Raw genomic sequence first — 21,069 nt, 5'->3', positions numbered from 1 at the left:
GTCATGCCGACGAAATCGAGGTGACCGTCATGACGGTATCTGTGCCGAATGAGTCCCCTGCCGCTGCCGGCAATGCGCTCAAGCTGCGCGTTGAAGGCATGGACTGCGGCGCCTGCGCGATCAAAGTCGAGAACGCGCTCAAGCGGCTGCCCGGCGTGAGCCACATCAATATGAACTATTCGACCGAGACGCTCTCGGTGCGCCTCGACGAGGATCGAACCTCGCGAGCGGTCGTCGAGGGCAAAATCCGGGCGCTCGGCTACACACCGAAGCCGCTGAGCGGAGCGTTCCTCGGCACGTCCGACGCCACGGCCACGCACGAGCAGGCGCCGGGTGCAGAGCCCTGGTGGAAGACGCGCAGGGGCCGAATGGTTCTCGGCCTGGGCGGCCTCCTCGCGCTTGCGTTCGCCATCTCGACAGCAAGACCCGAACTCTCGTTTTGGGGCTACGGCGCTGCAGCGCTCATCGGGCTCGTGCCGGTCGCGCGGCGGGCTTTCGTGGGCGCTCTGTCCGGCACGCCGTTTGGCATCGAGACTCTCATGACCGTTGCCGCCGCCGGAGCCATCGCGATCGGTGCCGCCGAAGAGGCGGCGGTCGTCATAGTCCTGTTCGCGATCGGCGAGCTTCTGGAGACAGTCGCGGCGGGACACGCCAGGGCGGGGATCAAAGCCCTGGTTGATCTCATGCCGCGAACCGCCCGGATCGAAGAGGGTGGCCAGGTTCGAGAGGTGCCCGTCGAGCGTTTGCGTGTGGGCGACATCGTCGCGGTTCGTGCGGGCGACAGGGTGCCTTCCGATGGCGCCGTGATCGAAGGCCAATCCGAGGTTGACGAGGCGCCCGTTACTGGCGAGTCAACTCCGGTCGCAAAGGGCGTCGGCGATCAGTTATATGCCGGAAGCATCAATGCGAATGGAACGCTGCGCGTTCGGCTCACGCGCACGGCCGCTGACAATACGATTGCACGCATCATTCATCTGGTTGAAGAAGCGCAGGGATCGAAGGCGCCCACCGCGCGTTTCATCGATCAGTTTTCGGCACGCTACACGCCGGCTGCCATGGCAGTGGCAGCGCTCATCATGGCCGGACCACCTCTCGTCGCCGGAGCTGATTGGTACACCTGGATTTATCGCGGATTGGCGGCCCTGCTCATCGCGTGCCCCTGCGCGCTCGTGATCTCGACGCCCGCGGCAATCGCCTCCGGCCTTGCATCGGGTGCACGGCGCGGGCTTCTCATCAAAAGCGGAGCAGCCCTGGAAATCCTGGGCAAGGTCAGGACCATCGCCTTCGACAAGACAGGCACTCTGACCGTCGGAAGGCCGCAGGTGACCGACATCACTGCGGTCGAGGGAACCGAGAACGATGTTTTGGCGAGAGCAGCGGCAGTCGAAGGCCACTCGAGCCATCCGCTCGGCCTCTCGATCGTCGCGGCGGCGAAAGCGCGCGGTCTCGCAATTCCGCAAAGTTTCGGCGGTATTGCCATTCCCGGCAAGGCCGTTACCGCGCGTCTTCGCGAGAGCTTCGTTTCCGTGGGTTCGCCGCGTTATGCGGCCGAACTCGGGCTATTGCGCGACGATGTCGCATCCGGCATCGTGGCATTCGAGCGTGAGGGGAAAACCATCGTTGTTGTACTCGCCGGCAAGCGCGTCATTGGGTTCATCGCTCTGCGAGACGAACCACGCGAAGATGCGGCGGCCGGTATCGCTGGGCTGAAGGCGCTCGGAATTCGAACCGTCATGCTGACGGGGGACAATCGACGCACTGGCGAGGCCATCGGAAGGGCTCTCGACCTCGAAGTGCAATCCGAGCTTCTCCCCGACGCCAAGCTCGCGATCATCAATGACTTGAAGACGGCCGGCCCGATCACGATGATTGGCGATGGCATCAACGATGCCCCGGCGCTTGCGGCTGCCGATGTCGGCGTGGCCATGGGCAGCGGTACAGATGTGGCGCTGGAGACCGCAGATGCAGCTCTCCTCAGGGATCGCGTACGCGGGGTGGTCGAATTGGTCGCGCTCTCACGAGCGACGCTGTCCGTTATCCGGCAGAACATCATCATCGCGCTCGGGCTCAAGACCGTCTTTCTGGCGACCACGGTGCTCGGCGTCACTTCGCTCTGGATGGCGATCTTGGCCGACACGGGCGCCACCGTGCTGGTCACGGCAAATGCCTTGCGCCTCTTGCGCATGGGGATCAGCTTGGAAAGCGGGGCGCCCCCGAAGAGGCGGTCCCCGGGGGCATATTCGTTGTGATGATCAGAGCTTGCCTTCCGCGAGCAGTTCGCGGGTCCGCTTCAGCGTCGACAGCAGGGCGGCCTTGTAGCCCTGGTCGCTGTCGAACTGCGCCTGCTCGGCTTGCTCTTCGGGGCCGAACGGCTTCTTGCCGCGCAAGCCGGTGTAGCAATAGAACCGCAGTTGCAGCCCTCCGGCTTCATCTTCGAACAGCTCGTTGATGATCGCGCCCTCGCGCGGACCGGTGGCCTGAAAGAAGGTCACCTTGCGCTCCGGCTCGAAGGTGATGATCTCGCGCAGATCGCTGCCTGCGATGGTAGCTTCGCGCACGATGTGCGTTGCGCTCTCCTCCACCACCTCGCAACGGGTACAGAGATCGGGTGGAAGAAACAGCCGGGCGTCGCGGGCCTTGAGAACCAGGCCTTGCCAGACCTGAGCGCGAGTCAGCAGTGTCTCGCCTTGCCGATTTACGGGAACGGTGGCGGTCGAATAGATCATGATGGAATTCCTTGTTATCGTGATCGGAGAATGCCGTTGGCCTCAGGCGGAGGCCGTGATCTCGGAAACGAAGTCCCGATAGGAGCGCAAGGGGCGGCCGAGGATCTCGGTCAGACGTTCGACGTCGCCGGCATCGGGGATCATTCCCTGGGTTAGGAAACGCTCGCTCATCAGCCGCATGTCGAACGCCATCCAGCTCGGCATGAACTGCCTGAGGTTCTTCTCGAAGCCGGCGGTGTCGTCGCCGGGATAGGCGATGGTGCGCCCCAGCACCTCGGACCAGATGGCGGCCGCCTTTCCGCCGGTCAGCACATCGGGACCAACGAGATTGATGCGTGCGAGCGGAAGCGGCGTTGCAGCCCGCTCGCGACGAACGAGCTCGATCGCGGCGATCTCGCCGATGTCGCGGGCGTCGATCATGGCGAGCCCCTTGCTGCCGATCGGCATCGGATAGACGCCATAACCAAGCACGACGTCCTTGATCGTGACGTCGTTATTCATGAAGTAGGCCGGGCGCAGAATGGTGGCGTTGAAGCCCATCTGCTCGATCATGCGTTCGACACCGAACTTGCCGGCAAAGTGCGGGACGTTGACGTAGCGATCGCTGTGGATCACCGAGAGGTAGACGATCCGTTCGACGCCGGCCTCGCGGGCGAGATTGAGCGCGATCAGCGCCTGCGTGAATTCGTCCGGGACCACGGCGTTGAGCAGAAACAGCGTCGAGACGCCTGACAAGGCGCCGCGCACGGAATCAACGTCCAGCAAGTCGCCCTGGGAGACGGCGACGCCTGCCGGCAAATTGGCCTTCGCGGGATCTCGGACGAGCGCGCGCACATCGGCGCCGCGCTTGACGAGCTGTTCGACGACGTGGCGGCCAATCGTGCCGGTCGCACCAGTCACGAGGATGGTCATTGGGATCACTCCGGTTTGGGTCAGAAGACACCCCGAAATTAGCGATCCACATGCGAACCGATAGGCGCTATATATGGACAGACCGTCTCATTGGTGGAACAGATGGATTTACTTGCCCTCGCCGATTTCAATCTCGTCGCCCGCCACGGCGGGTTCGGAAAGGCCGCGCGCGCAACGGGACGTCCGAAAGCAACCTTGTCCCGGCGCGTGTCCGAACTCGAGAGCAGCCTCGATTTGCGTCTCTTTGAGCGCGGGGGACGCACTCTCAAGCTGACCCAGGAAGGACGAGCGCTCCACGAGCGGACGGGCGCACTCCTCACCGAGCTCGACGAGACGGCGGCAGCGATCGCCTCGGGCGGGGACAAGCCGAAAGGCAGGTTGCGGATCAGCGCTCCCCTGCTCTTTTCGCAAGCTGCCATGGGCAGGCTCGCGGCCGGCTTCGCCCTCAGGCATCCGCAAGTCCGGCTCGAGGTCACGACGGATGATCGCTACGTCGACATGATCGAAGAAGGTTTCGACCTCGCGATCCGGGTCAATCCCGATCCCGACGAAAGCCTGGTCGGCCGCATCTTCTTGCGCGACCGACTGGTGGTCGTAGCCAGCCCCACGCTGAAGCGACCCAAGGGCCATCTCGCCATTCCGGTCGTCGTGCGCGGAACGGAGGACGAGGCGGCCTGGGTCATCAGGCGGCCAAGCGGTACATCGCGTATAGCCGTCGATCCCGTGCTTCGCCTGTCATCGCTGATGATGGTTCGCGACGCAGTTCGGGCCGGCGGCGGCGCTGCACGGCTGCCGCTGTCGCTCGTCAGTCACGACCTTGCCGCCGGCACACTGGTGCGCTGGGGCGACGTCCAGGGATCCGACATCGCCCTTTGGACGCTCTATCCCTCGCGGCGATTGCTGAGTGCGCGCGTCTCCGCCTACCTCGATTATCTGAAGGAAGCTTTTCCGAAGGGAACGCCCGACGAGTTGGCGGCCTACATCGGGGGATGAGCGCATCTCCCGCAATTCACCAATAGCCCCAGCTTGCCGATTAGCTTAGACATTTCGCACGAGCGAGAAGGCCTAAGCACGGATTGGAGCCGAAAGTGAACGACGTCGAACGAACCGTCAGCCCGGACGCTTTGCGAGGAAAGCTGATTCCACTGACCTCATATCGTCAGCTTCTTGACGGCCCGGAGCTGATATCTGGCTGGCAGACGGTCGACCAATCCATGATCGACATGTTTGCCGATGCGACACATGATCATCAGTTTATTCATACGGACCGCCAACGCGCCGAGCAGGAAACGCCATTTGGCGGCACGATTGCACACGGCTTTCTTACGCTATCGCTTCTTTCAGCTCTCGCCTTCGACGCGATGCCCGGGGTGGAGGGAACGCGAATGGGCGTGAACTATGGCTTCGAGCGGGTCCGTTTCCTTAGCCCGGTCAGGTCTGGAGCTCGGGTCCGAGGCAAGTTCAGGTTGGCAGCACTGACAGAGCGCGCCGTGTCGATCCAGTCAGCATGGGACAGCATCATAGAGGTCGAGGGTGCGATCAAGCCTGCCCTCGAGGCACACTGGATTACCTTGGCGCTGCTCGATCAGAAGTAGCTGAAGCGGAGATCCCTCACGCCGGCTCCTCGGCTCTCACCCCGAGCGGTTTCGGCGCCATGCCGCCGCCGGGCTTGAGGCGGAATTCATAAGTCATCAGGTGCCACTTTCCGCTTGCCCTGGTGCCGTCGGGCATCGCGGGATCATTACGCGGCTCGACCTTGGCAATGAGGTCGTCCTTGACTCCGAACACCACGTCGGAATCCAGATATTTGTCGCCGTCCATGAAGACGTGAGTGATCAGCGGCTCATAGCCCTTCGCGTTGACCAGGAAATGCACATGCGCCGGGCGCATCGGGTGGCGGCCGGTCTGCACGATCATTTCACCGACCGGGCCGTCGGTCGGGATCGGATAGCTGCACGGCAGGATGGTACGGAAGAAGAAGCGGCCGTCGCTGTCGGTGATGAAGCGCGCCCGCGCCGAGGCGCCGATCTCGTCGTAGTTCGGCTTCTGGGAATCATAGAAGCCGTCATCGTCGGCATGCCAGACGTCGACCGGGACGTTGGCGAGCGGCTTGCCCTTGAGGTCGGTGACACGGCTCTGCACGAACATCCGCTCGCCGGTCTGGTTGCTCGGCGAGATATCGGCACCGTGCGCGGTCACCTTGTGCTCGCCGACATAGAATGGGCCGAGCACAGTGGTCTGAGTGGCGCCGTCGCGGTCGCGATGGTTGACTGCGTCGACCAGCATGGAGACGCCGAGCACGTCGGACAAGAGAATGAATTCCTGGCGGGTGTCGGTGCATTTCTGCCCGGTCCGGGTCAGGAAATCGATGGCGTAGTCCCACTCCGCGAAGGTGAGGCCGGTCTTGCTCACGTAATCGTGCAGCGACTTCACCAATTCCTGAAGCAGGAATTTCGCGCGCGGATCGGGTGTGCTGTCGAAGCTCCTGATGACGGCTTCGGTGAGATCCGTCTCGTTGAACTGGGTCATGGTGGCTTGCCCTGTGTTTTTCTCGTTCGCCCGTGGGGGCTCCTCGGCGCTCCAGGAGCAGCCTACACCAGCCGGCCCCCTTGCGTTAAGCGCGAGCGGCTTGGAATGGGGCCGTCATTTGGCTATCAACGAACCGACAGAACCGCCCGGAGGAACTGATGCTCGCGCCCACCCCCGCCTCGCCCGAATCCGTCGGCATGTCCAAGGCCGCACTCGACCGAATCGATGCGCATCTGAAGAGCCGCTACATCGATGCCGGCCGCTTCCCCGGCACGCATCTTCTGGTCTACCGGCGCGGCAAGGTCGCGCACAGCTCGGTTCAGGGCCTTGCCGATGTCGAGCGCAAGCTGCCGGTCAAGGACGACACCATCTACCGCATCTATTCCATGACCAAGCCGCTCACCAGCGTCGTCTTCATGATGCTGGTCGAGCAAGGCCTCGTCGCGATCGACGAGCCCGTCGCCAAATACATTCCGGAATGGAAGGATCTCGGCGTCTTCGTCGCCGGCACCTATCCGGCCTTCCTGGCCCGCCCCCCGTCCCGGCCGATGCTGATCGTCGACCTCCTGCGGCACACCTCCGGCCTCACCTACGGCTTCCAGCAGCGCTCCAATGTCGATGCCGCCTATCGCGCCGAAAAGATCGGCGAGGTCGAGAAGTCGGGCACGCTGCAGACCATGATCGAGGGCCTTGCCAAGATCCCGCTGGAATTCTCCCCCGGTGAATCCTGGAACTATTCGGTCTCGACCGACGTGCTCGGCTATCTCGTCGGCAAGATCTCCGGGGTGCCATTCGAGCAGTTCCTGAAATCACGGATCCTCGATCCGCTCGGCATGACCGACACCGATTTCCATGTGCCGGCCTCCAAGGCGCATCGGTTTGCGGCCTGTTATTCCGCCGATCCCGGCGGCGGCATGACCTTCCATGCCGGCCAGCGGCGCGAGGGCCTGACGCTCCAGGACGATCCGGCGACGAGCTCGTTCCTCACCCCGCCCTCCTTCATCTCCGGCGGAGGCGGGCTGTGCTCGACGGTCGCCGACTATCTCACCTTCTGCCGTGCCCTGCTCAACGGCGGCGAGCTCGGCGGTGTCAGGCTGATCGGGCCGAAGACGCTGGCACTGATGACCAGCAACCACATTCCGGGCGGCCAGGCCCTGCCCGAAGTCTCCCGCTCGCTGTTCTCGGAAGCGACCTACAACGGCATCGGCTTCGGCCTCGGCTTTGCCGTCACAATGCGTCCGGCCGAGACACTGATCGCCGGCAGTCCGGGTGAATACAGTTGGGGCGGTGCGGCCACGACGTCGTTCTGGATCGACCCGGCCGAAGAGCTCATCACCATCTTCATGACGCAGGTGCTGCCGTCGAGCGCCTACCCGATCCGCCGCGAGCTGCGCAGCATGGTCTACGCCGCGATCACCGAGAGCAATCTGTAACCCATTTGACGGGGTCCCGCAGCCGTCGGTGCGGGACCCACTGTCAGACGCTCATTTGAGCATTTCGGGTACAATCAGGCGCGGCAGGAACAGCGACACGCTGGGCCAGACAATGACGGCCGCCAGCACGAGCAGCATCGGGATCAGCATGATCACCGTGTCCTTCAGCGCATAGCGTAGCCGCACACCGGCGATCGAACAGGCGATCATCAGACACAGGCCATAGGGTGGCGTCACCAGTCCGAACGCCAGCGAGACAATGGAAATGATCGCGAACTGGACCGGATGGAGATCGACGGACTTGGCGAGCGGCTCCAGCACCGTGCCGACGATGATGATGGCCGGGATGGCGTCGAGGAAGCAGCCCACCACCAGAAAGCAGAAGGAGATGAAGAAGCCGGCGGCAACAGCACCCATGCCCCATGTCGACACATTGGCCAGCAGCTCTTGCGGGATCTTGTAGTAGGCAAGCAGCCAGCCGAACGCACTGGCGGTACCGACGCAGAACAGCGCCACACCGGCGAGACGTCCGGTGTCGAGCAGGGCCTTGTACAATTCGCGCAGACCCGTCTCGCGGTAGAAGAACGCCGAGAGCACGACGGAATAGAGCACCGCGACGCAGGCGGACTCTGTCGCGGTGAACCACCCGAGCAGAATGCCGCCGACAATGATGAACGGCGTCATCATCGCCGGTATCGACCGCCAGATGGCGCATCGCATCTCGACCCAGCTCGACTTGGGATAGGTCGGGTAGCCGCGGCGCACCGCGTAGACGTGCACCGTCGCCATCTGCGCGCCCGCGATCAACAGGCCCGGCACGATGCCGGCCAGATACATCGCCGCGATCGAGGTCGAGATCAGCCCACCCCAGACGATCATGAGGATCGACGGCGGTATGATGACCGCCAGAACCGCCGACACCGCCGTGATGGCGATGGAGAACGAGAGGTCATAGCCCTCCTTCGTCTGCGCATCGATGAAGATCTTGGACTGGCTCGCGGCATCGGCGGTGGAGGAGCCCGAGATGCCGGCAAAGAACACCGACAGCACGACGTTGATCTGCGCCAGCGATCCCGGCCAATGTCCGACCATCGAGCGCGACAGGGACACCAATCGGTCGGTGATGCCGCCGATGCTCATCAGGTTCGCCGTCAGCAGGAAGAACGGCACCGCGAGCAGGATAAATGAATTGTAGGCGTTGAACGTCTCCTGCGCGAGCGTCATCAGCGACAGACGCGGCTCGATCAGCAGGATCGGCACGCAGGCAAGGCCGAGCGCGAAGGCGACCGGCACGCGCACGATGAGCAGGCCGACGAAGACCCCGAACAGCACCATCGCGGCCTGTCCGGCAGAAAGCACATTGCCGCTCATCGCCCTGCCCCAACCAGAATCCGCACTTCATCGATGATCTGTTCGCCGGCAAAGACGATCCACGTCACGCCGGCCACAGGCCAGGCAACGTGAATCAACCAAAGCGGCAGATCGGCCAGCTCAGACGTCCTGTTCCAGGCAAAGCGTGTGAACTCGAGGCCGGCCAGCACGAACACCAGCGCCAGCGCCAATATGCCGATCCGCGCGAGAATCCGCACCGCAGCCTCCGACCGCCGCGACAGGTCCGGCCACACGTCGACTTCGAAATGTTGCGCTTCGCGCACGCCGACCATGGCCCCGATCATGATCGTCCAGATGAACATGAAGCGCGCCATCTCCTCCGTCCAGATGTAGGACGGAATGAAGGGCGTGTAGCGCGAGATGATCTGCAGCGTGACCGGGATAACCAGAATGCCGACACAGGCCGCCAGCAGGAATTGCAGCAATTTCGCATAGGCCGCCGTGACGCGGCGCCACAGCGAGGGTGTGGACGGGACGGGCATGTCAGACATTGGGACTCCGTGCGGCAGCACATCCGCCAGGTCCGGGCAGGAAGCGGGGCCTGCCCGGAAGATGATCGGCGGTCCGAGCGACCTCAGACGACGTTGATCTTCTCGAAGATGCCTTCCGCACCGATTTCCTTGGCGTAGGCCGCCATGACGGGATCAGCGAGCTTCTTCATGGCGTCCCGCTCCTCGAAGGGAACGCGCTTGAGCTTGCCGGCCTTCTCGAGCGTGTCGAGCTTGACCACCTCTTCGCTCGACTCGAGCTGACGGCCGTAGTCGCCAGCCTCCTTGCCGGCCTTCATGATCGCGTCCTGCAAATCCTTCGGCAAGGTCTTCAGCGTCTTCACCGAGAAGCAGATCGGCCGGATCGACACGGCGTGCTGGGTCAGGTTGAGATGCGGGGCCACTTCGTAGAACTTCATCGCCTCGACGCCGGCCGCCTCGTTCTCGCCGGCCGATATCACCCCGTTCTGGATCGCGTTGTAGACTTCGTTATAGGCGATCACCGTCGGGCTCATGCCGACGGCCGCAAAGGTCTTCGACCAGATCGGCGCGCCCTGCACGCGAACCTTGAGCCCCTTGAGGTCGGCGAGATTCTTGAGCGGCTTGTTGGCGAAGATGTTGCGGATGCCGCCGCCGGCATAACCGATCAGAACGACCTCGGCCTTCGCTGCGACCTCATCGGCCACCGGCGCCAGGATATTGGCCTCGACGATCTTGTTCATGTGCTCGATGCCCTTGAACACGAAGGGCGCATCGATGAACGGGGCCGCCTTGGCGAAGGTCGACATGTGGGCCGGCGACACGATGCCGTAATCGACCGCCTTGCCTTGCGACATGTATTCGAAATACTGCTTCTCGAGGCCGAGTGAGGAATTCCTGTGCAGGGTGAAGTTGACGGGCTTGCCGTAATACTTCTTCACCAACTCCTCGAACCGTAGCAGTGCCCGGTTGAAGGCGTGGTCGTCGTTGAACTGGACCGCACCGTTCAGCGTGACGGGCGCTTGCGCCCTGAGGATCGACGGCATGCCGATCGCAGCCGCCGCAGTGGTCGCCCCGATCCCAGCGAGAAATGTCCTTCGCTTCATCGTCTCCCCTCCCTTTGATGCTCCGCCCCTGTCGCCGGGGCGTGAGCGCAGCCGGTCTACGGCCGGCGTTCGGGAAGGGTATGAAAAACTACGGCGGGACGGAAGTGATTTCGGCTGGGCTAAGGCAACTCCTTCGTCGCAGGGTGACCTGCTGTTGCACTGCAACTCGGGCTCCTGCCAGCACGCACTCCTGTCCCTTGCTTGGAGATCTGAAAATCTGTGCCCGATATGAAAATCGTGGCGCCGCGCAAGCCCCGCCCGTATGGTCTCCCCAAAACCATAATCCGGCGCCGCTGTGCCGGAACCGGGACGCCTGCGTTTGTCAAAGCTCACCCTGCCGGTCCGGCTCGCTCTTCTCGTCACGGGAACCATGTTGCCGCTGATCGTTTTTGCGGTTGGCATTGTTGTCTACAATTACCAGCAGGATCGAAGCGACGCGACCCGTCGCGTGCTGGAGAATGTGCGCAGCATGCGCCTGGTGCTGGATTCCGAGGTGCAGCGGATGACCGGCGGCTTGCAGGTGCTCGCACTGACCAATTCGCTGCGCCAAGACGACTTCGAAACTTTCCGCCGCATCGCGCTTGGTTTCGTCGAGCAGTACGGCAAGGGCGGCGTCGTGCTGATCTCCGACCGCAAGGGTCGGCTGTTGTTTTCCTCCGCGACGGAGGACGCCGCCAGCCTGCCGCAACGCGGCCATCGCGAGATCATCGACAAGGTGTTTGCAACCCGATCGCCGCAGTACTCCGATCTGTTCGCCAGTGCTATCGACGGGCAACAGGTGCTCACCGTCGAGGTTCCGGTATTCCGCGACGGCGAGGTGATCTACGACCTCTCCTTCAGCCCGCCAATCCGCGTCTTCCAGGAGCTTGTGGAGAAGCAGCGGCCCGACCAGTTCTGGACCGTATCGCTGCTCGACACCAAAGGCTTCATATTCGCGCGCGTGCCCAACCCGGGCGAGACGGTCGGCAAACAAGCCTCCGGCCCGTTATACGAGGCCATGTCTCGAACCGCCGAGGCCGCCCTTTCCACCGTTTCGCTCGACGGCGTCGCGCTGTCATCCGCCTTTACCAGATCGCAGCTGACCGGCTGGACGGTCGTGGCCGGCGTCGCCGAAAGCTCGTTGAGCGCGCCGCTCTGGCGCAACATCGCCATCACCAGCCTGATCGGCGGCGTCCTGCTGCTGACCGGACTGACGTTCGCGATCAGGATGGCTGCGACGATCGCGCGCGGCGAGATGCTGCACAATCTCCTGATCGACGAGCTCAACCATCGCGTCAAGAACACGTTGGCTCTGATGCAGGCGATCGCGGTGCAGACCTTCCGCAGCGCCAGCCGTGACGAGCGGACGAAGTTCGAGGGCCGGCTCGGCGCGCTGGCGGAGGCGCATAACCTCTTGAGCCAGGAGAAATGGGCGGGCTCCGAGCTGAGGGACGTGATCGCCCGCGCGCTTCAGCCGTTCCTTTTGAGCAACCCCGACCGCATCCGCATGGCGGGCCCTGCGGTGCCGCTGTCGCCGCGGCTCGCCGTGGTGATGTCGATGATCGTCCACGAGATCGCCACCAACGCCGCGAAATACGGCGCGCTGTCCAATGAGACCGGCCGGGTGACGCTCGACTGGGAAGTCATCAGTGAACCGCCCAAGCCTCGGCTGCGGCTGATCTGGACCGAGGTGGGCGGACCGCCGGTGACGGCGCCGGTGCAGCGCGGCTTCGGCTCGCGCCTGATCGAGCGCAGCGCACGCGACCAGCTCGGCGGTGAAGCAACCGTCGACTTCCTGCCGCGCGGCGTCGTCTGTACCGTAACCTGCACGCTGGACGAGACGCGGTGATCCACCGCCCCCGACCGAATATCGCAACGCAGCATGCATCTCCTGCGACAATTACACTCGCCTCTCCCAATCATCCGATGTTAAACATCGGATGATTGTCGCCGATGCGACATGAGACAAGAACAGGCCGAAACAGGCTGGCAGGGAGAGACGTGCGGGTGGCAAAAGCACGGCCTAAGCCAACTGACAAGTTGATCAAGCCCGGCCGCATTCGCGCCGTGCTGACGACGCTCGGGCGTGAGATCGCCCAGGATCTCATTCCCGTCGGAACGACCCTGCCGCCGGAGCCGGAACTCGAGGCCCGTTTCGGCGCGGGGCGCGGCGTGGTGCGCGAGGCGATCAAGTCGCTCGCCGCCAAGGGCCTCGTCAGCGTCAGGCCGCGCCATGGCACGCAGGTGCTGCCGCGCCACGAATGGAGCCTGCTCGATCGCGACGTGCTGAGCTGGCTCGTTGGCCAGGACGAACCGGATCGTGACCTCCTGCTGGCGATCCAGGAGGTGCGCTCGATCATCGAGCCGGCAGCCGCAGCACTTGCCGCCGAACGGGCCACCAAGAACGACCTCTGGCGGATCGACACCGCGCTGGCTGCGATGCAGACCGCAAAGGACCAGGCGAGCGCGCTCGCCGCCGACAAGGCTTTCCATCTCGCCATCCTGGATGCGACCCGCAATCCCGTCCTGCAGGGCTTCCGAGGCGCGATCGACACCATCCTCGGCACCGTCTTCACCGTCGCTGTCGGAGGCCCCGGCGGCTGGTTCAAGGATAATCTGCCGAACCACGTTGCGGCGGCTCGGGCCATCGAGAGCGGCAAACCGGAAAAGGCGCGCGCCGCGATGGAACGCCTGCTCGGCTACACGCGATTGAGGCTTGCGAACCGGAAGACAGTCACCGCGGCGGCAGCGCGCAAAAAGGACGGATCGGCCGTGCGCATGACGAAGAAGTCGGGCGTCAGAAGCAGGAGAAAACATCGTGGACCTTGACCAAAGGTCTGCACGTCATCGTCGCGATGTCAGGAATAATCAGCGCGAGATGCCGGGACAGGCATAGCTGAGCGCCAGGGAGGTCAAATGCAGGTGACGGGCAGTCTGAAGGGCCGATCGTCGCGACTGATCCGCAGCGTCAATGCGCTGGCGGGAGCTGCGATGTTCGTTGCGCCGCTGCTTGCACTGGTCGCAATCTGGGCCATCGTCGTCCCGCTGTTCAACGTCAATCCGCGCGTGTTTCCCTCGGTCGGTGCGGTCGGCGGGGCGGCCATGGAGTCGATCCGTGACGGCACTTTGTTCGCCCATGTCGGCGCGAGCCTGGTGCGCGTCGGGCTTGGCACGCTGATCGGCATCGTCACGGCCGTGCCGCTCGGCATCGCCATGGGTGTGAGCCCGACAGTTGCAGCCTTCCTGACGCCGCTGTTCCGCTTCTTCTCGGTACTCGCAGGCATCGCCTGGATCCCGATCGCGACGCTGTGGTTCGGCTACGGCTTCGGCGCGATCGTCTTCGTGATCTTCAACGCGGTGTTCTTCGTCGTCGCCTACAACACCCTGCTCGGCGTCCGGACCATTCCGCACACGCTGCGCAATGCTGCCGCCGCGCTCGGCGCCGGCCGCTGGGCGCTGCTGACCGAGGTGCTGCTGCCCGGCGCGCTGCCCAACATCGTCACCGGCATCCGTACGGGCCTCGGCTTTGCCTGGCGCGGGCTGATTGCCGCCGAGATGATCGCGACCAATGTCGGGCTCGGATACATGCTGTTCGTCGCACGCGACTTCTACCGCACCGAGGTGATCGTGTTCGGCATGGTCGTGATCGGCGTGCTCTGGCTTCTGATCGACCGTCTGCTGCTGGTCCCGCTGGAACGGGCGACCATCGAGCGCTGGGGCATGGTGAGGCGCGCATGAATCTGATGCTGCAAATCTGGGCTGGCTATACCCGCCTGACCCGGCGCTGGCCGGGGATCGCCGCGATCATTCCATTCATACCGGTGCTCGCGCTGTGGACGGCGGTCAGCGAGGCCGGGTTGTTTCCGCGCGCATTCTTCCCGGGACCTGCCGACGTCGTACGCGCCTTCTTCACGCTGACCTACAAGGGCATCCTGCCCGATTATCTCCAGGACAGCCTGATCCGCCTCGCCACCGGGGCCGCCGTCGGCATGGCGCTCGGCATTCCCTTAGGGATTCTGATCGGCACCAGTCGCTGGGCGCATCGGATCTGCTGGCCGGTGCTGCTGTTCTTCCAGGCGATCGGCGACATTGCCTGGCTGCCGATCCTCCTGATCTGGTTCGGCTTCGGCCTCACGACGATGACCTTTGTCATTGTCTACACCGTGCTGTTCCCGGTCGTGCTCAACACCGTGCTCGGCGTCGAATCCGTACCGCGCGACCTGTCGCGCGCCGCCCTGAGCCTGGGCGCCTCTCGCGCGCGCGTGCTCTGGGAGGTGACACTGCCGGGCGCGTTGCCGAACATCATCACGGGCCTACGCAACGGGCTGGGTTATGGCTGGCGCGCGCTGATCGCGGTCGAGATGATCGTCGGCACGTCGGGCATCGGCTTCATGATGTTCGACGCCCGCCGCGCCGGCTCGACCGTCGAGATCATCCTCGGCATGATCATTCTCGGATTGCTCTGGTACATCGTGGACGCCTGGATCCTCGCGCCGCTCGAGCGCGCGACCGGCCAGCGTTGGGGATTGGTGACATCATGAAGACGCTCTCGCTGCGCAATCTCGGCAAGACCTATTTCGATCCTTACGCAGGCGCGCATGTCACCGCCGTCCACGACGTCTCGCTGGACGTCGAGCCCGGCGAATTCATCTCGGTGGTCGGGCCCTCCGGCTGCGGCAAGACGACGATCCTGAACATGATCGCCGGTTTCATCCCTTATTCGAAGGGAGACATTCTGCTCGACGGCAAGCCGGTGCACGGGCCCGGCCCCGAGCGCGGCGTCGTGTTCCAGTCGTTCGCGCTGTTCCCCTGGAAGACGGTGCTCGACAATGTCGGCTTCGGCCCGAAGATGCGCGGCGTGCCGAAGGCCGAGCGCGACCGCATCGCGCGCGAATACCTCGCGCTCGCCGGACTTTCGCACGCGGCGCACCGCTACCCCAACGAACTTTCCGGCGGCATGCAGCAGCGCGTCGGCGTGGTGCGTGCACTCGCCAACAATCCCGATGTCCTGCTGATGGACGAGCCGTTTGCGAGCGTCGATGCGCAGACGCGCATGACGCTTCAGGAGGAACTGACCCGCATCTGGCAGGAGCGCAAGCCGACGGTGATCTTCATCACCCATGACGTGCAGGAGGCCGTGTTTCTCGCCAATCGCGTGGTCGTGCTGTCGAAGGGACGCGTGCTCGACCAGATCGCGGTCGACCTTCCGCGCCCGCGCGTCTGGGACGATCTCGTCAAGGACGACGACTTCAAGCAGCTCTCCGCGCGGGTGCTTCAGATGGTGCGCGCGGCATGAGCATCGCCTCCGACGTCCTGCGCTCTTCCAAAGGCCGCGTCGTGCTCGGCGCCATTGCCGCATGGGCGCTGTTTCAACTCTGGCTGACGATGGCCGCACCGGGAAAGATCTCCCCGGAGCTCAAGGGCTCCTCGGAAAAGGTGAACGTGCAGATCGAGCTGCCGTTCACGCCGGAGCGCTTCCACGTGCTCGCGTTCCAGCAATATGGACGCGTCTCGGGCACCGACGAGCATTCGATCGAACTTCGCGGCGTCAAAAGAACGGACCTCAAGGCCGTTGCCCGCCCCTATTGGGTGACGGCGGTGGGGCCGATAAAAGAGGGAGGCTGAAAATATGAAACGGTTCGTGTTGCTTGGATTCGCGCTGCTCGCCGGCATGGTGCCGGCAAGCGCCCAGACCCCGACGAAACTCAAGGCCGGCATGGTCACCGGCATCGACCAGATCGGCCTGCCGATCGCCCTCGAGCGCGGCTTCTTCGAGAAGTACGGGCTCGACGTCACGATCGCGCGCCCCTACGCGACCGGCGTCGACGCGCTGAACGCATTGCAGGCCGGCGAGAGCGAGATCGTGCAGGTCGGCGTGCCCATGATCGGCGCCGTGCTGCGCGGCATGGACCTCGTCGCCCTCGGCAATTACAGCGGCAACGCCACAAAGGCCGGCTCCGACGCCACCATGGCGATCATCGCGCGCGAAGGTTCAGGCATCGTCAAGGGCGATCTGTCGACGCTGAAGGGCAAGAAGATCGCGGCCTCCTTCGGCACGATCAACCATCTCTACATCCTGGCGACGCTGGAGAAGGCAGGGCTGAAGCCCGACGACGTGACATTGGTCAACACGCCGCCGCCGGACATGACCGTCGCCCTGCTCGCCAAAGGCATCGATGCGTTCTCGGGCTGGGATCCCTGGCCGATCGTCGCCGGCAAGGACGTGCCGGGTGCCGTCGAGATCATCCGCGGCGGCGACGTGATCTCCTACATCGGCTTCAACGTCGCGCTCAGGCCCTGGGTGCAGGCCAATGGCGAGACCATCGAGAAATTCCTCGCGGCCGTCTCCGAGGCCGACCAATGGATGCGCAAGAACCCGAAACAGGCAGCGCAGGTTGCCACGCGCTGGATTCCGGGACTCAAACAGGACGTCGCCGAGACAGCGATGCAGTTCAACGTCCAGCAGGCCGACCGCCGGCTGTCGGCGAACAATTACCGCGCGCTCTGGAGCGCCGAGGACCGGCTCTCCCGCCTCGGCATCCTCAAATCGACCTTCGACGTCAATGCGCATATCGAGCCGAAGCACATTCTCAAGGTCATGAAGGACCGTCCCGAACTGTTCGCCGACCTGCCGCCGATCCCGGAGGCTGCGGCGATCTCGCCGGGCTACGTGTTCAAGCCTTGATCTGTTGCAAACCTCTGGACCGGCGCGCTCGGCGCGCCGGTCCAGTCGTTCGTCTACAACGCCGGAAACGTCTCCAGGCTCGCCTTCATCGCCGCAACCGGCGATCGCGAGCGTCTCAAGCGCGATGAATTTGGATGAACCATCATCGCGCTTGAGGTTGTTGTTTACGCGTGATCTTTCCGGAAAATCGCTTCGCACTTTTCCGGATCATGCTTTGGTCTACACGGTCGAGATACCGTCGATCGGGCTGATATCGCCGACGAAGCGCAGCAAGTCCGCCATCGTGAATTCGCCTGGCACTTGCGACGGAAGTGTCGGCTTCCAGCTCTTGCCTTTGACCCAGAGATACGACTGGTGATCGCCATGGACGAGGCCGACGAAGACCTCGGCAAGCAGCGTCGCGCCAACCGGTCCGAGCCGTTCCCCGCCGCCCCGCTGCTCGGCCTCCTTGAGGATGTAGTACCAGAGCGGCGTATGCTGGTGCAGGCCATGCTTCCTCGCCACGGCACCGTCGCTCCCCTTCGAGATTTCTTCCGGCGTCAGCGGATTCTTGATCTTCATGGCCTTGGCAACGTCCTGCCCTGACGGCAATCCCAGCAACACGCCGCGCTTGAGGTTGCGGAACGGCAGGCTGCCGCCATCACCAGGCAGGGTATGCAGTTGCGGCACGACGAATGGGTCGATCTTGCGAGATGGATTGAGCGCCACACCCGGCGGATTGGCCGACAGGACCTGATAGAAGCGGCGCCAGTCGATGATCCAGTTGCTTGAAAGCACCGGAAGCGGAAGCGGCGGCTGAACCGGATTAGGTGCGAGATCTCCGATGATTCCTCCCGAAAGCCCCGTAAACCTGAACAGCAGGTCGAGAGTTGCAGGAATGCCGCCCGGCCCGGGCGTGAAGATCCTGTTGTGGCTATAGACCTGACGAACCATGCTGTGGCCGAAACGATAGACGGCCGCGGAAAACTCGACAGGCATATAAGGGATCTTCTTGAATCGATAGAAGCGCCGTCCCTGCTCTAGGATCTTGGCCACCAGCCCCTTCTCGGTGATCCGCTCCACGAAATCGTGCAGAACCATCCATTGATAGTGCCAGGTCACGATCTGGCGCGCTTCCTCGAATATCTCTCCCGGCGGCTTCCCTGACGCCGCGAGCCGATCGCAGACCTTGTTGTGAAATTTGAGCATCGCCAGATGGGTCTGCGCGACAAGCAAATTCTCATCGTTGCGATGGTCGCCGATCAGGGCAAACCCTTCGGGGCTGCGCGGAAGATCGTTACGATGATCACCCGTGATGCTATCGACGTTGACCGTTTTGCCGATCAGCAGCTTGGGCCCCGGTGTCTTGCCGTTGTCGGTGGCCGAGTTGCGCGCATACAAGTGGCGGCTTCCGTCGGGACCGAGACCATAGACGCAGTCGAGATCGAGCGCCGGCGTGCGAAAATTCTGCACGCCCATGGGATCGGCCTGCTTGTCGCCAAAGGAGGTCAGGTCAAGCGTGATGTCATGATCGACGAATTGGCCGAGATAGGTGAAACCCGCCGGGACGTTGAGATTGTTTCCCGCGGCGTCGCCGGGGGCGGGGTCCTTCATCGCGTCAGCGAGCTCACGCAGCGGACCGTCGTCGACAGCCAGCGGCTCCAAGGTCGGAAACATCCGGCCAAACATGCCCGGATCGTCGTGTCCGGAAAGCGTATCCAAAAATTGTCGCGTCGGTTGACGTCCGGCCTTGCCGTGACCGGGATGAACATTCACGTCGGTTCCCATCGCTTGCTCCTGCTCAAAATGCTGTAAGGGAGAGGGGCGCCGAATATGCCGATTGGTCTCAAATTCTCGTTTCAGTATACGTTCAGAAGAATTGCCCCTCAGGGTGCAGTAAAATGAAATATTACTACAGATTGCATTCTGTGGGTGGGTCCTACCGCGAGGCTTTTTGCCCCACCAGCCACACAGGCTTTTGATCGCCCGGAGCTTGAGCAAGAAAGACTAAGGCGCGATCAACGCGCCGGCTCGATCTCTCAGCGCTTCAGTGTTTGGCAGCGAACCGCGACCAGATCTCGGCGTCGGTGTAGAAGTCCACGCCGCCATCGAGATCTCTCACCAGCCACTCGCCGAGATAGACGATCTGAGTGCCGCTGCGCCGCTCGTGCCGAAGCTCGAATTTCCCGTCGGCATCCTTCTGCAACGAGCAATTCGACTGAACCCAGCTCGGCCATTCCTGCAACGGCTGTCCCAAAAATTGCCAGGCAACCAAAGCCGCGTTGTCCGACAGGGGTTCTAAGCGCAGTGTCTTGGTCACGTGATCTCCACCATGCGAGTTGTCCCCGTGCAACGCCTCGGGACCGGAAAGGTTTGGAATCGTCGTTCCGTGACAGCATGCCTGACGGAATTCAACGGTTCCTCTACTTTTCCGCCCGTGAAAACCCGGCCCCCCTGCGCTCTATCCGATCGTCTGCAACGCCGGGAACGTCTCCAGCAGCCAGATGCTCACATTCGTGACTGCACCGGTGAGGAAGCCGATACCGGTGATGACCATCAAGACGCCCATGGCGCGCTCGACGTTGACGAGATGGCCTTTCATCCGCGCGAACAGCGCAGAAAACTGTTCGATCATCAGGGCCGCCAGCAGGAAGGGAATACCTAGGCCCAAGGAATAGACGGCGAGCAGACCTGCACCCTTGGTCACCGTCGCCTCGGCTGCGGCGATCGAAAGAATCGCCGCGAGGATCGGGCCGATGCAGGGGGTCCAGCCGAAGGCGAAGGCGAGGCCCATGATGTAGGCCCCCCAGAGCCCGACGGGCTTGGGGATAGGCAGCCGCCCCTCGCGCATCAGCAGGCCGATGCGCGTCAGGCCCAGGAAATGCAGGCCCATGACGATGATGACGAGGCCAGCGAGGATCGACAGCTCTGCCGACCAGGCCCGGATCAGCCCGCCGACCAGCGAGGCGCTGGCGCCGAGCGCGACGAACACAGTGGAGAAGCCGAGCACGAACAAGAGCGCCGACAACATGATCGCGCGCTTCGACGCCGCGGCCGGCTCGTCGCTCTCGACATGCTCGATCGTGGCGCCCGTGAGGTAGATCAGATAGGGCGGGACCAGCGGCAGGACGCAAGGCGAGAGGAAGCTGACGAGGCCGGCAATCAGCGCCGCCGGGATCGAAACATTTTGCATGATGCCGTCTGAGCCATCTCAGGCGCCGGTAGGCGCGCAGGATATGCGCCCCGGCCGGAGCCGAACCGGCTCTGGTGTAGCCGATGCCGGAAAATGCGCAACAGAGGCGCACGAAACCAGGGCTCCTCCCGATGCCGTCTGTGATCACAGGTGCGGCATCGGGACGCGCACAAGTCTCGCCAAAAAGCGAGACTCGGCGGCGCGGCTACTTCACCACGCGGAGCAGCGGACGCCGGGGCTGGTCCTGCGTCTGCTTGGAAGGGGACGGCGGCTCGCTCGCAGCGCTCCGCAACATTTCGTCGCACAGTGCCTTGAGATCGGCACTGTCAATTCCTTTGAGCTTCATCCTGACGTCGAGGATGACGATGGACAGCAGCTCGGCCGATTCACGGCTCTCGCACGCGTTGAGCACCCTGCGGCACTCCTCGAGCGTTTTCAGCACCGACTGCAACTGTTCGTCTGAATGCGACACCGGCGTTCTTTCCGTTAATTCGGCCTGCGAGACGTGGTTGCGGCGCCCCCTTCGGCCCCCATGGTGTACCGAGGATAGCATGAGGCCGCGGCGCCTCCGAACCTGATTTCAAGCGGTTTCAGCCCAGGAACCGAGAGTCCAGCCAACACCGCTGCGCTGCGTAGTTGGCCATTGTCGAAGCGGTCCGGGAGCAAAC

21 protein-coding genes are annotated in these 21,069 nt (G+C 63.5%); 11 read left to right on the top strand and 10 right to left on the bottom strand.

Annotated elements, in window-relative coordinates:
- Positions 1 to 29 precede the first annotated feature (29 nt).
- Positions 30 to 2,249: a heavy metal translocating P-type ATPase gene (locus ACFDR6_RS20265; protein ID WP_434056902.1), complete on the top strand. Its 2,220-nt coding sequence runs from the start codon at positions 30 to 32 to the stop codon at positions 2,247 to 2,249.
- Between the two features lie 3 nt (positions 2,250 to 2,252).
- Here ACFDR6_RS20265 and ACFDR6_RS20260 read toward each other — a convergent pair whose 3' ends face one another.
- Positions 2,253 to 2,726, bottom strand: a complete 474-nt coding sequence (locus ACFDR6_RS20260) for an SRPBCC family protein (protein WP_375859276.1) — start codon at positions 2,724 to 2,726, stop codon at positions 2,253 to 2,255.
- 42 nt (positions 2,727 to 2,768) lie between these two features.
- Positions 2,769 to 3,638, bottom strand: a complete 870-nt coding sequence (locus ACFDR6_RS20255) for an SDR family oxidoreductase (RefSeq protein WP_375859275.1) — start codon at positions 3,636 to 3,638, stop codon at positions 2,769 to 2,771.
- A gap of 102 nt (positions 3,639 to 3,740) precedes the next feature.
- On the opposite strand from ACFDR6_RS20255, the gene ACFDR6_RS20250 reads away from it, so the two are divergent.
- Both ACFDR6_RS20250 and ACFDR6_RS20245 read left to right on the top strand, forming a co-directional pair.
- Entirely contained in the window at positions 3,741 to 4,631 is an 891-nt protein-coding gene (locus tag ACFDR6_RS20250; RefSeq protein WP_375859274.1) for a LysR family transcriptional regulator, read from the top strand.
- 131 nt (positions 4,632 to 4,762) lie between these two features.
- Positions 4,763 to 5,233 carry a MaoC family dehydratase gene (locus tag ACFDR6_RS20245; protein ID WP_375859564.1) on the top strand — a complete coding sequence of 157 codons (471 nt, stop codon included), beginning with the start codon at positions 4,763 to 4,765 and terminating at the stop codon, positions 5,231 to 5,233.
- Between the two features lie 16 nt (positions 5,234 to 5,249).
- Here ACFDR6_RS20245 and ACFDR6_RS20240 read toward each other — a convergent pair whose 3' ends face one another.
- Positions 5,250 to 6,167 (bottom strand): intradiol ring-cleavage dioxygenase, encoded by a 918-nt coding sequence (locus tag ACFDR6_RS20240; protein ID WP_375859273.1) that lies wholly within the window; start codon positions 6,165 to 6,167, stop codon positions 5,250 to 5,252.
- Between the two features lie 158 nt (positions 6,168 to 6,325).
- Here ACFDR6_RS20240 and ACFDR6_RS20235 point away from each other — a divergent pair, with 158 nt between their 5' ends.
- The gene (locus ACFDR6_RS20235; RefSeq protein ID WP_212081088.1) at positions 6,326 to 7,600 is read left to right on the top strand and encodes a serine hydrolase domain-containing protein; all 1,275 of its coding nucleotides are present in this window, start codon (positions 6,326 to 6,328) and stop codon (positions 7,598 to 7,600) included.
- A gap of 51 nt (positions 7,601 to 7,651) precedes the next feature.
- Here the strand turns inward: ACFDR6_RS20235 and ACFDR6_RS20230 are convergent, their stop codons facing one another.
- The 3 genes from ACFDR6_RS20230 to ACFDR6_RS20220 form a co-directional block, all read right to left on the bottom strand.
- Positions 7,652 to 8,971: a TRAP transporter large permease gene (locus ACFDR6_RS20230; protein WP_212081087.1), complete on the bottom strand. Its 1,320-nt coding sequence runs from the start codon at positions 8,969 to 8,971 to the stop codon at positions 7,652 to 7,654.
- On the bottom strand, positions 8,968 to 9,483 hold the full coding sequence (locus ACFDR6_RS20225; RefSeq protein WP_212081086.1) for a TRAP transporter small permease: 516 nt from the start codon (positions 9,481 to 9,483) through the stop codon (positions 8,968 to 8,970). The genes ACFDR6_RS20230 and ACFDR6_RS20225 overlap by 4 nt, the downstream gene beginning before the upstream one ends.
- An 83-nt stretch (positions 9,484 to 9,566) precedes the next feature.
- Positions 9,567 to 10,565, bottom strand: coding sequence for a TRAP transporter substrate-binding protein (locus tag ACFDR6_RS20220; RefSeq protein WP_375859272.1), 999 nt, complete (start codon positions 10,563 to 10,565; stop codon positions 9,567 to 9,569).
- Positions 10,566 to 10,935: 370 nt separating this feature from the next.
- Between ACFDR6_RS20220 and ACFDR6_RS20215 the strand changes: the two genes are divergently transcribed.
- From ACFDR6_RS20215 to ACFDR6_RS20185, 7 genes are all read left to right on the top strand, one after another.
- Complete coding sequence (locus tag ACFDR6_RS20215) at positions 10,936 to 12,393, top strand: sensor histidine kinase (RefSeq protein ID WP_212081847.1); 1,458 nt, start codon at positions 10,936 to 10,938, stop codon at positions 12,391 to 12,393.
- Between the two features lie 158 nt (positions 12,394 to 12,551).
- Positions 12,552 to 13,373: a FadR/GntR family transcriptional regulator gene (locus ACFDR6_RS20210; RefSeq protein ID WP_212081084.1), complete on the top strand. Its 822-nt coding sequence runs from the start codon at positions 12,552 to 12,554 to the stop codon at positions 13,371 to 13,373.
- A gap of 87 nt (positions 13,374 to 13,460) precedes the next feature.
- A complete protein-coding gene (locus ACFDR6_RS20205) occupies positions 13,461 to 14,282 on the top strand; it encodes an ABC transporter permease (protein WP_212081083.1) in 822 nt (273 codons plus the stop codon).
- On the top strand, positions 14,279 to 15,085 hold the full coding sequence (locus tag ACFDR6_RS20200) for an ABC transporter permease (protein WP_212081082.1): 807 nt from the start codon (positions 14,279 to 14,281) through the stop codon (positions 15,083 to 15,085). The genes ACFDR6_RS20205 and ACFDR6_RS20200 overlap by 4 nt, the downstream gene beginning before the upstream one ends.
- Positions 15,082 to 15,840, top strand: a complete 759-nt coding sequence (locus ACFDR6_RS20195) for an ABC transporter ATP-binding protein (protein ID WP_212081081.1) — start codon at positions 15,082 to 15,084, stop codon at positions 15,838 to 15,840. The genes ACFDR6_RS20200 and ACFDR6_RS20195 overlap by 4 nt, the downstream gene beginning before the upstream one ends.
- Positions 15,837 to 16,169, top strand: a complete 333-nt coding sequence (locus ACFDR6_RS20190; protein WP_212081080.1) for a hypothetical protein — start codon at positions 15,837 to 15,839, stop codon at positions 16,167 to 16,169. Before ACFDR6_RS20195 ends, ACFDR6_RS20190 begins: the two co-directional genes overlap by 4 nt.
- Positions 16,170 to 16,173: 4 nt before the next feature.
- The gene (locus ACFDR6_RS20185; RefSeq protein ID WP_212081079.1) at positions 16,174 to 17,229 is read left to right on the top strand and encodes an ABC transporter substrate-binding protein; all 1,056 of its coding nucleotides are present in this window, start codon (positions 16,174 to 16,176) and stop codon (positions 17,227 to 17,229) included.
- A 219-nt stretch (positions 17,230 to 17,448) separates the two neighbouring features.
- On the opposite strand, the gene ACFDR6_RS20180 is transcribed toward ACFDR6_RS20185, so the two are convergent.
- The 4 genes from ACFDR6_RS20180 to ACFDR6_RS20165 form a co-directional block, all read right to left on the bottom strand.
- Positions 17,449 to 19,209, bottom strand: a complete 1,761-nt coding sequence (locus ACFDR6_RS20180; protein WP_317240528.1) for a peroxidase family protein — start codon at positions 19,207 to 19,209, stop codon at positions 17,449 to 17,451.
- A gap of 46 nt (positions 19,210 to 19,255) precedes the next feature.
- Positions 19,256 to 19,528: a hypothetical protein gene (locus ACFDR6_RS20175; protein WP_212081078.1), complete on the bottom strand. Its 273-nt coding sequence runs from the start codon at positions 19,526 to 19,528 to the stop codon at positions 19,256 to 19,258.
- Positions 19,529 to 19,669: 141 nt separating this feature from the next.
- Positions 19,670 to 20,401, bottom strand: coding sequence for a cytochrome c biogenesis CcdA family protein (locus ACFDR6_RS20170; RefSeq protein WP_212081077.1), 732 nt, complete (start codon positions 20,399 to 20,401; stop codon positions 19,670 to 19,672).
- Between the two features lie 205 nt (positions 20,402 to 20,606).
- The gene (locus tag ACFDR6_RS20165) at positions 20,607 to 20,873 is read right to left on the bottom strand and encodes a hypothetical protein (protein ID WP_212081076.1); all 267 of its coding nucleotides are present in this window, start codon (positions 20,871 to 20,873) and stop codon (positions 20,607 to 20,609) included.
- Positions 20,874 to 21,069 lie beyond the last annotated feature (196 nt).

Origin of the sequence: Bradyrhizobium tunisiense (genome assembly GCF_042263385.1) — a bacterium.
GTDB lineage: Bacteria > Pseudomonadota > Alphaproteobacteria > Rhizobiales > Xanthobacteraceae > Bradyrhizobium > Bradyrhizobium tunisiense.
Note: the sequence above shows the minus strand (reverse complement) of the source record. Positions and strands in the feature narration are given on the sequence as shown.

Coding starts and splice junctions, on each gene's coding strand:
- ACFDR6_RS20185 (WP_212081079.1), top strand. CDS start 16,174: ATGAAACGGTTCGTGTTGCTTGGATTCGCGCTGCTCGCCGGCATGGTG.
- ACFDR6_RS20240 (WP_375859273.1), bottom strand. CDS start 6,167: ATGACCCAGTTCAACGAGACGGATCTCACCGAAGCCGTCATCAGGAGC.
- ACFDR6_RS20225 (WP_212081086.1), bottom strand. CDS start 9,483: ATGTCTGACATGCCCGTCCCGTCCACACCCTCGCTGTGGCGCCGCGTC.
- ACFDR6_RS20195 (WP_212081081.1), top strand. CDS start 15,082: ATGAAGACGCTCTCGCTGCGCAATCTCGGCAAGACCTATTTCGATCCT.
- ACFDR6_RS20255 (WP_375859275.1), bottom strand. CDS start 3,638: ATGACCATCCTCGTGACTGGTGCGACCGGCACGATTGGCCGCCACGTC.
- ACFDR6_RS20200 (WP_212081082.1), top strand. CDS start 14,279: ATGAATCTGATGCTGCAAATCTGGGCTGGCTATACCCGCCTGACCCGG.
- ACFDR6_RS20190 (WP_212081080.1), top strand. CDS start 15,837: ATGAGCATCGCCTCCGACGTCCTGCGCTCTTCCAAAGGCCGCGTCGTG.
- ACFDR6_RS20230 (WP_212081087.1), bottom strand. CDS start 8,971: ATGAGCGGCAATGTGCTTTCTGCCGGACAGGCCGCGATGGTGCTGTTC.
- ACFDR6_RS20260 (WP_375859276.1), bottom strand. CDS start 2,726: ATGATCTATTCGACCGCCACCGTTCCCGTAAATCGGCAAGGCGAGACA.
- ACFDR6_RS20215 (WP_212081847.1), top strand. CDS start 10,936: ATGTTGCCGCTGATCGTTTTTGCGGTTGGCATTGTTGTCTACAATTAC.
- ACFDR6_RS20250 (WP_375859274.1), top strand. CDS start 3,741: ATGGATTTACTTGCCCTCGCCGATTTCAATCTCGTCGCCCGCCACGGC.
- ACFDR6_RS20220 (WP_375859272.1), bottom strand. CDS start 10,565: ATGAAGCGAAGGACATTTCTCGCTGGGATCGGGGCGACCACTGCGGCG.
- ACFDR6_RS20170 (WP_212081077.1), bottom strand. CDS start 20,401: ATGCAAAATGTTTCGATCCCGGCGGCGCTGATTGCCGGCCTCGTCAGC.
- ACFDR6_RS20235 (WP_212081088.1), top strand. CDS start 6,326: ATGCTCGCGCCCACCCCCGCCTCGCCCGAATCCGTCGGCATGTCCAAG.
- ACFDR6_RS20205 (WP_212081083.1), top strand. CDS start 13,461: ATGCAGGTGACGGGCAGTCTGAAGGGCCGATCGTCGCGACTGATCCGC.
- ACFDR6_RS20265 (WP_434056902.1), top strand. CDS start 30: ATGACGGTATCTGTGCCGAATGAGTCCCCTGCCGCTGCCGGCAATGCG.